This window comes from Barnesiella sp. CU968, from assembly GCF_905219685.1.
Lineage (GTDB): Bacteria > Bacteroidota > Bacteroidia > Bacteroidales > Muribaculaceae > Lepagella > Lepagella muris_A.
In genome coordinates this window covers 1-8,719 of sequence record NZ_CAJMXD010000100.1, presented here as the reverse complement: position 1 = coordinate 8,719, position 8,719 = coordinate 1, and the positions used below count along the sequence as shown (strand labels likewise).

The following is an 8,719-nucleotide window of genomic DNA, read 5'->3' as shown; positions in this document are numbered from 1 at the left end:
CCATTTACTCTCGTCATCGGGTTCTTCGTCTTCGCTTTCAAGGTACTCCAGGGTGTTCACTGCAAGAAATAGCGAGCAGCAATACCTGTCGGTGACCAAGGCGGCAGTGTATATGTGCTCATCATCTATGCGGCCAAGAATTTCGCGCAGGTCAGTTGCAACCGCATCTCTGATTCTTTCAGTCACTTCCTGCCAAAAGGGGGCTATGGGTGTCGCCTGCTCTTCTTTTTTTCGCTCGTTGGCTTCAAAGTCCGACGAGTTGATATAGCTGATATACTCTTTAGCTTCTTCCGAACCGAGTTTTGCGGCATCCTCAAGATATTGGTATCCCAGCTCTATATCCGTTTCGGTGCCACGACCGAAGGCATACGCCACGCCGAGTGCGGTGAGCACCTTGACAGTTATTGACTCCCATAGATTGTCGATGTCTTCCCCGGCTTCATGAAGATACTCAAATGCCACATCGTCGTCTTGAACTGTTCCCAGCCCCTCCTGATAGCATAAACCGAGGTAGGCGGCGGTCTGCGTCCGGGTGGTCTCGCTGCATTTCGGGTTTTGGTATGCCTTTTCAAACCATTCCACAGCCTTGGCGTAGTCCTGCTCCACATTACCGAAGCCTTCAAACAGATAATATCCTACCTCAAATTGTCCTGCGGGATGTCCGCATTTGGCAGCCATTTCATAGAGTTGATATGCCAGGTCGATATTCTCATCCACTTCTTCACCGGCTTCGTAGATATGCCCTGCATTGTATGCGGCTTGAGGGTCGCCCCTGCGGGCAGCCTCCACATATCGCAACAGCCCACCGTATGAGTCGCCCTTCTCGGTGCGGAGATAATAACCATAGTTGTTGCAGATTACGGGTGAAATATCCGCCAGCATCAGGTAATATTTCTCAAAGACATCCTGTGCAATGTCGCAAAGTCCTGATTTGCGGATATTGCAGTAATTGCCCCATCCGGCACAAAGCCCGCCGTCGAAACTGCGTTCGTACCACACTTTTGCTATCGGCCACGCCCATGCGTTATAATCTCTTTCATCTTTGAATTGCTTGGCACAGTCGGGCTCGACGCGCAGATAGTCGCCCCAGAAATACACGTTGGCGACCATATAGCAGCAGAAAGCATCGCCACGCTCTGCCTGGCCAAGAATCTCTTCAAACGCCTCCTTAAACGAGGCAAACGGCATATGCCGTTCCACCGAGGGCGTGAGGTTTGAGCTTCGCGCAGCACATAGAACACCTGTGGCACTGCCCATCATCGCACTTTTTTGCATCAACTTCGATGCGTTGGCATCGTCAACTTTGAAGCCTGCTTGTGGCCACACATACTCCTCGCCCATGAAGCAACGGGCTATGAATGCCAGTGCATCTGCATCGCCCTTTTGCGCCTCCAGTATAAGTATTGAGTATCCCCGGCGTATTTCATCGCGATCAAAACTTGACCAAATCAGCTTGACTGCTGTTTTCACCTGCCTGCTATATTTACCTTTCATTTCTTATCTTCGTCTAAAAATCTAAATACCAGTCTCTCGAAGTGGTCGTTGACATCAAACTGCTCGCATTCATCCAGAGGGTCTGGCANCCTGTCGTTATCGATCAGACTCCAGAGCCAGTTCCGCAAGAGTCCGACATCAAAAATAACACCTCTGTAACCAATAGGCACTGGCTCCGACCACCTTACATATTCAACTTTGTATCTGGCTGTCGGAGCTGTGCCATTATCACACCTGTGGATGTTGACATATCCGCCATCTCCGTTTGTGAAATCATAAAGCATCCATTGTGATTTGCCCTCTATGATGTTTTCCAATGCGCCAACCACATCCTGACATCCGAAATATCGGAAGTTCTCGCCATCCACACATAGTTTCTCTTCCGCCTCTTCTTGCTCCGGATGAATTTTCTGGCAGTGCCAGCCAGTCATGTCGGGTAGCGAGGCAGTGCGGAAGAAGTCACACATGATATCGGCGGCCATGTCGCAATCAACGTTCGACCGCCACATACGTAGCAGACATCCGTTGACTCTGAAACACACTGCAATGCTGCTATCCTTGAAATAATCAATGGAATACGCCTCTGCATAGCTGACTAACACCACCGGCACGCATTTTTCAAGGTATACACATTCATTGTCCTCAATGTCGTCTATAGCATCAAGGATCTTTTCCTCAGTCACGTTTGATGTGCGTATATCCCCGTTCTTTGTGCCCAGCACATATTGTGGCTTGCGGGCTTTAAGTCCGGGAAAGATGTCTCGTGTATCGTTGCTCATTTTCAATTAACGGTTTTTATGTTCAGCGGTCAGTTTGCCGCTCTCGATTGATATGTATGGCATCGTAATATGATTCCGTCAGAAATTAGATATTGACATCCCCTTGATTCCACATTTCATGACGCTACGTTTAACCTTTTCGATAGTTGCGTCCGTAACGCCATCTCCTACTGATATGTGAAGTTCAGAGCCGTTTTTGAGTCGGTTTATCTGAACGGAATCAATACTTATTTTAGTATGTCGGAAATGCTCGATTCTACAAACATTGTCGGAGTAAACTCGACAATCCGGTAGTCGGCAATTCCGTTGATGTTGAACGGATCTTGAGCGATGATGGAGTCTACCAACGCGCGATTGTCAGACTTTATCATGATCACATCGCCAACGCGGGGAGTCTGCGGACCGGATGCGATGATACAGTAATCCTCGTTGCGACTGCCATCAGCATTAGTACCTTTGTTGTCTGTAGTCAGCGGCATTCCGCAGCTTTGACAAAATTTATGTTCCATATTCTTATCTTATTTTTGTTTAATCAAACCTTCCAAGACAATCTTAGAGACCTCAGCAATGATGGCTGTGGTCGTTGCTATGTCGTAATTGGAATCAGCAACAAACACGGCAACAGAATATCTTGTACCATTAGGCAAATTCACATATCCACAATCATTTACTGCGGATATGCGACCTTCGGGTGTCGGAAATCCCGTACCTGTCTTATGTCCTATCAGGGCATTAGTAGGCAAAAGGGGTAAAGCAAGCCTGTCAAGCCCCGTGCGACACTGTTCAAGCATGACGGATATTTCAGAATATGACTGTGATGCGTTTCTCAATTCGTGGTAAAACCTATCAAATAGCTGCGCCATTGCCAAAGGTGTGGTACGGTTAAGATAGCTTAGGTATGGATCACGGTGCATATCTTCTTCCGTGGCTCCGATTACAATCTCATCAGAGATACCCATTTGCCTCATTATTGATGTTACTCCCGATGTTCCACCGACGCGATGCAGGAGTATGTCTGCCGCATTGTTGTCACTCTCAACCAAAGACCATTCAAGCAGTTCTCTTATAGTCATGGTATTTCGGCTCTTACCATACTTTTTGAGCATCGGGCTATAGGTATCCTCTTTCATAGCCTTCTCGCTGAATGTTACGGTATCGTTCAGGGACATACCGTTAGTATTTATCCAGTGCGCTACCGTCAGAGCCAGCGGAAATTTGACTACGCTCATCATAGGGAAGTCCCGATTGCCGTTGACAGATACGGTGTCTTTGCCATTGATAATGACCGCGACACCTATACGGGCATCTTTCCCTTTGATATACTCGTGCAAAGCATTCTCTATCGCCTTGTTTCCACCAGCGAAAGCAGGCGATATAAAAGACAAATATATAATTATAAACAGTAACTTTCTCATTTTGAATACAGTTTTGTTCCTCATATAAAATGACAGTCTAATGAACCTAAATCCCCGTCTTGAATAGCTTTTATTGAATTACGAATTATATCTGCGTCCCAGTTCCACCATTGGAGTTCTTGCAATCGGGCTATAATATCTGTAGAGAATCGTTTTCGTATTTCCTTTGCAGGAACACCGCCAACAATCGAGTATGGTTCGACATCCTTTGTGACAACAGCTCGTGTGCCCATTATAGCACCATCACCGATGGTCACTCCAGCCATTATTATAGCGTCATATCCAATCCACACATCATTGCCAATTACAATATCGATAAATATTGCCATCTTCCTGCGCATCACCATTAATGCCAATAACGCTCTTGACTTCCATATAATAATCAGTTCTATTCTTGGCGATTGCCTTCTATCACCTGATTTATCAACTCCCGGACTTCATCGTCTGACATTTTTCTATCTCTTACAAGAGTACTTATCACTCCACGAATGGAATTATTGAAATATCGCTGAACGACATATTTCAGATTATTGCCACAATACTCCTCTCTTTCTATAATGGGATAATAGATGAATCCGTTGTTTCCTGCCGGCTTGTGGCCTAAAAAGCCCTTATCAACAAGAAACTTCACGAATGTAGATATGGCGGTTCTACTTGGACGAGGTTCGGGATAAGTTGCGATAATCTCCTTAACGGAAGCTTCTCCCTTCTCCCAAAACTTGTTCATCACTTCTTCTTCACGCTTGGTAAGTTGTTCCATTATCTTCAACTTAAGATTTATAGTGCAAAGTTAGTCTAAATTCGTTAGACCTCAAAGATTTATATGCTTAATTTTAGAATCATTATATCTACTCTCCAATAAAAGAAAGAAATTTGAGATTCATGTACAGGTATAATATATCTATTAAATCAGGATAGGATTTACTTTCATGGAGGAGAGATTCAGGTACAGGTCATGGTGTTCTATCATGCCGTGACGGAACATTTTCCACAGCAGATTGCAGCCGAGCTGCGCCAGTGTCAAGTTAATAAACATGTCTTGTTTTTCCAAAGCTTCGGCAAGAGAGCAACTCGGACCAGAATCATTATCTTTCACTTTTGAATACCGCACGAGGCGTGTCACAACTTTCAGTGAGCTTACCGTTTCATAAAGATGCGATTCCGGCTGAGTTATTCCTCTCGACCCTGTTTCATGCAGTCATTTTTCAATGGGGTTCTACTAATATCAAGTTTTGTTGTATGCTTTGTTTCAAATAAAATTCAATCCTCATGACGCATTATTAATTATGAACCATACAGCGTATACAGGTGTTGAAATTGGAAAGTAAATATATGTAATATCACAGTTTATGACACAATATCAATTAAAACGGGCTTACGAACCCGCTTCTCTGGAAGACGGCTTCAGGGTATATATAGACAGACTTTGGCCGAGAGGTCTCTCGCACGAGACTTTCCATTATGATTTGTGGGATAAGGATATCGCGCCGTCCACAGAACTCCGCGAATGGTTTCATGCGGATCCCGATAACCGATGGTCTGAATTTGAGACTCGATATTCCAAAGAACTGGAGACCAGCCCTTCGTTCGGGGCATTGCGACATCTTCTTGCACAGAAATCTGTAGTGACATTACTTTATTCGTCTCATGATGAACGATATAACAATGCCACTGTGGTTTACAACTTATTGACAAAATAATCTCTTAACATATCCTCCAATTATGAAAATGTTCTGTTACCAGTGCCAGGAGACCGCACGCGGCAAAGGCTGCGAGATACAAGGTGTATGCGGAAAGAAACCCGAAACGTCTGCAAGAATGGATCAGCTGCTTTACATCGCCCGTGGCATGGCCATCGTAAACCGACAGTTGCGAGAGAAAGGCGCATCAAGCAAGGATGCATCCCGGTTCATCGTCGACGCACTGTTCACCACCATCACCAACGCGAACTTCGACAATGATATGCTCGACGGCTATATCACAAAAGCCCTTGACCTGAAAAACGAACTCGAAGGAGAGTCGAAAAAGCGCGGCATGGAGCCTCCTTTCATGCCTGAGGTGTCGTATCATATCCCAAAGGAGGAATATGGCGTACATGAGGTAATCGAACACAGCGGCACTCTTGAAGAAGAAATCACAAGTGTGCTCTATGACAAGAACCCGAATATAAGAGGTCTCAAGCAGCTTGCCATGTACGGCTGCAAGGGTATGGCGGCCTATGCCCGCCACGCCTGTAACCTCGGTTATGAGGACGAAGACATATATGTCGTGATAGAGAACGCCCTTGCCGAGATAAGCCGTCCTGACATAAGCGTGGATGAGCTGTTTTCGCTCGTGCTCAATGTGGGTGACGGGGGTGTCAAGGCTATGGCTCTGCTTGACAAGGCAAACACATCGACCTACGGCAATCCCGAAATCACAAAGGTAAACATAGGAGTAAGGAACCGTCCGGGCATACTCGTGAGCGGTCACGACCTCAAGGATCTTGAAGAACTGCTCGAACAGTCAGCAGGCAAAGGGGTTGACATCTACACCCACTCGGAGATGCTCCCTGCCCAGAGCTATCCTTTCTTCAAGAAATTCCCCCACTTTGCAGGTAACTACGGCAACGCATGGTGGCGGCAGATTGACGAGTTCGAGACATTCAACGGCATGTTCCTCTTCACCTCCAACTGCATCGTGCCCCCGCATCCGAAAACCACCTACATGGACCGCGTCTACACGACCGGTGTCGTCGGAATGCCCGGTACACATTTTATCCCCGAGGGGAAGGACGGCAAAAAGGATTTTTCCGAAATCATAGAGCGGGCGCAGACATGCCAGCCGCCGACAGAGATAGAGCACGGTGAGATTGTCGCCGGATTCGCCCATAACCAGGTGCTTGCTTTGGCGCCTAAGATTATCGACCTCATCAAAAGCGGTAAAATCCGCAAGTTTGTGGTCATGGCAGGCTGTGACGGCAGAATGCCCTCGCGCAAATACTATACGGAATTTGCGGAAAGGCTTCCTAAAGACTGCGTGATTCTCACCGCAGGCTGTGCCAAATACCGCTACAACAAGCTTCCGCTCGGTGATATCGAGGGTGTTCCGCGCGTGCTCGATGCCGGACAGTGTAACGACTCCTATTCGCTCGTCGTGATTGCCAATGCTCTCAAGGACGCTTTCGGCCTGGAGAGTGTCAACGATCTGCCGATTGTCTACAACATCGCATGGTATGAGCAGAAGGCGGTGATAGTGCTTCTTGCCCTGTTGAGCCTCGGAGTGAAGAATATCCACACCGGCCCGACGCTGCCGGCGTTTTTCACCCCCGAAATTCTGAAAGTGCTTCAGGAGAAGTTCAATATAGGTACCATCGCCACCGTTGACGAAGATTTGGCTACCCTTATCGGTTGAAAGAAATGGACGGTCGGAATGTGAATCGGTTTATCCATAAATATGTGATAGCGGCGGCGCACGCCATCCTTTGGCTGGCGGCGCTGTCTCTTGCCGCATATTACCCCGAATGGTGGATATTGCTCCTCATCATACTTAACGCCGGATGGCAGAAATATATGAACGGGCGAATACCCCCGCGTTTGCAGGAAACTATATTTTCTGATATTCGGCATCGGCTTTGTCATCACTATGAAGATTCGCAAAAAAAGAAACCTCTAAATAAATTTACGACATGTTCAGATTAAAAGACAGAATTCCATACGCTGACGGCTCCATAGCGAAGGAGATTGTCATGCAGAACCATAGCGGGCTTTCGCTCCTTATGGCAGTTGACAAGGGACTTGAGATTCCCACACATACGGCTAATGCCGACGTGCTCGTCCAGGTAATAGATGGGAGCATGGAGTTCAACATTGAGGATAAAGTACTTGAGTTGAAAGAGGGTGATGCGCTCACTATGACACTGGGTGTGAAACATTCCTTAAAGGCTACGGAACGGTTCAAGGTTCTTGTCACAAAGCTCAACGCATGAGCACGGCATCGTTCGGTCTTCAGGCATCCTGAGAGTATGGACTCCCCGGATGCCTTTATTATTTCCCGATTAGATGTCGGATAGCCATTATCGGGTGATAAATGAGCATCCTCGGGCCGGAAAAGCGCATGACCGTCTTTATTTTTTCTTTCATATCCGGACGGTAACAATGTATCCTGCATTTGCGGCAACTTCCTTTCGAATCGCTGAAAGGACAATGGCGCAGACGGCTTTCGGCATACCTCGCCAAATTCTCACACCCGGGACAAGTATCTCTATTTCCCTCTTTCAGGCGGCAATATAGACGGATCATCTCTCTTACGATCCTGATTTCGTATTCTATTTTCATTTATGGTTTGGATTTGCCGACCGGCGGTTCTGTGAGTGTTATTTTGACAACGGTTGTGCGGTTGAGGCTACGCTTGATCGCTTCATCAAAATTCCCCATGTAATTAGGTAAAAAGCGTTGGCAGAGCAGACGCAAAGCCATAATCTTTTCCGCGTTATCAGTCACAATCTCCGCCTCCCCTAAAGCGATGGCAGAGTCATAATACATAGTAAAATTCTTTTTCCCGGTTTCAAATTTCGGGGAGCATCGGCTGACGGCACTCAGACTGACAATGGGATTGGCCCTTATGCAATCCATCTTCTCCCCCTCGTCGGCGCAATGGAAATAAAACGTGTGCCCCTCCCCCCGTATCAACGACAGCGGGAGCCCGTATGGCGTTCCGTCCGGTCGTATCATCGACATCGTTACAAAGGGAGCACGGTCAAACACATTAAGCGCCCAGTCCTCATCTTTCTGCCTTGCTGCTTTTCTCATCTGTTTCATATCGCAAATTTAAGAAAAAATAAAGGAATAACAATCTGATTGTTCCTGAAACATCAAGAAGCATCCAGTCATATCGGATAGAGAGACAGCATTATCATATCCGATAAAATATTGTGATTAATTTAAGTTTCGCAAGTACTGATTTCCAGAGGTAAAGTCATAAAAAAACGACATGGATTCTTGCCTAATTGCAAGAAAATGAGTAATTTTAAGTACCACCAAAAAACTAACT

Annotated in this window: 9 protein-coding genes and 2 pseudogenes; 3 read left to right on the top strand and 8 right to left on the bottom strand. The window is 46.5% G+C overall.

Going from position 1 to position 8,719, the window contains the following annotated elements; all coding sequences use genetic code 11:
- The 6 genes and pseudogenes from JX312_RS05640 to JX312_RS05610 form a co-directional block, all read right to left on the bottom strand.
- Nucleotides 1–1,494: tetratricopeptide repeat protein (locus JX312_RS05640; RefSeq protein WP_204457340.1), on the bottom strand; the 1,494-nt coding region annotated here is incomplete at its 3' end.
- Nucleotides 1,495–2,500: 1,006 nt separating this feature from the next.
- A complete protein-coding gene (locus tag JX312_RS05635) occupies nucleotides 2,501–2,782 on the bottom strand; it encodes a zinc ribbon domain-containing protein (protein ID WP_239653819.1) in 282 nt (93 codons plus the stop codon).
- Between the two features lie 9 nt (nucleotides 2,783–2,791).
- Nucleotides 2,792–3,688, bottom strand: a complete 897-nt coding sequence (gene bla, locus JX312_RS05625) for a class A beta-lactamase (protein ID WP_204457339.1) — start codon at nucleotides 3,686–3,688, stop codon at nucleotides 2,792–2,794.
- A gap of 20 nt (nucleotides 3,689–3,708) precedes the next feature.
- A pseudogene (locus JX312_RS05620) lies at nucleotides 3,709–4,002 on the bottom strand (CatB-related O-acetyltransferase); the annotation flags it as partial.
- A 74-nt stretch (nucleotides 4,003–4,076) separates the two neighbouring features.
- A complete protein-coding gene (locus JX312_RS05615; RefSeq protein ID WP_204457338.1) occupies nucleotides 4,077–4,448 on the bottom strand; it encodes a BlaI/MecI/CopY family transcriptional regulator in 372 nt (123 codons plus the stop codon).
- A gap of 144 nt (nucleotides 4,449–4,592) precedes the next feature.
- Nucleotides 4,593–4,862: pseudogene (locus JX312_RS05610) on the bottom strand (hypothetical protein); the annotation flags it as partial.
- A gap of 175 nt (nucleotides 4,863–5,037) precedes the next feature.
- Between JX312_RS05610 and JX312_RS05605 the strand changes: the two are divergent.
- From JX312_RS05605 to JX312_RS05595, 3 genes are all read left to right on the top strand, one after another.
- Complete coding sequence (locus JX312_RS05605) at nucleotides 5,038–5,388, top strand: DUF488 domain-containing protein (RefSeq protein WP_204457337.1); 351 nt, start codon at nucleotides 5,038–5,040, stop codon at nucleotides 5,386–5,388.
- A gap of 22 nt (nucleotides 5,389–5,410) precedes the next feature.
- Nucleotides 5,411–7,081, top strand: coding sequence for a hydroxylamine reductase (hcp, locus tag JX312_RS05600; protein ID WP_204457336.1), 1,671 nt, complete (start codon nucleotides 5,411–5,413; stop codon nucleotides 7,079–7,081).
- Nucleotides 7,082–7,355: 274 nt separating this feature from the next.
- On the top strand, nucleotides 7,356–7,655 hold the full coding sequence (locus JX312_RS05595) for a cupin domain-containing protein (RefSeq protein ID WP_204457335.1): 300 nt from the start codon (nucleotides 7,356–7,358) through the stop codon (nucleotides 7,653–7,655).
- A 58-nt stretch (nucleotides 7,656–7,713) separates the two neighbouring features.
- On the opposite strand, the gene JX312_RS05590 is transcribed toward JX312_RS05595, so the two are convergent.
- Both JX312_RS05590 and JX312_RS05585 read right to left on the bottom strand, forming a co-directional pair.
- Nucleotides 7,714–8,004: a nitrous oxide-stimulated promoter family protein gene (locus JX312_RS05590; protein ID WP_128715397.1), complete on the bottom strand. Its 291-nt coding sequence runs from the start codon at nucleotides 8,002–8,004 to the stop codon at nucleotides 7,714–7,716.
- Complete coding sequence (locus tag JX312_RS05585) at nucleotides 8,005–8,487, bottom strand: pyridoxamine 5'-phosphate oxidase family protein (RefSeq protein ID WP_239653818.1); 483 nt, start codon at nucleotides 8,485–8,487, stop codon at nucleotides 8,005–8,007. It abuts the gene before it with no gap.
- Nucleotides 8,488–8,719 lie beyond the last annotated feature (232 nt).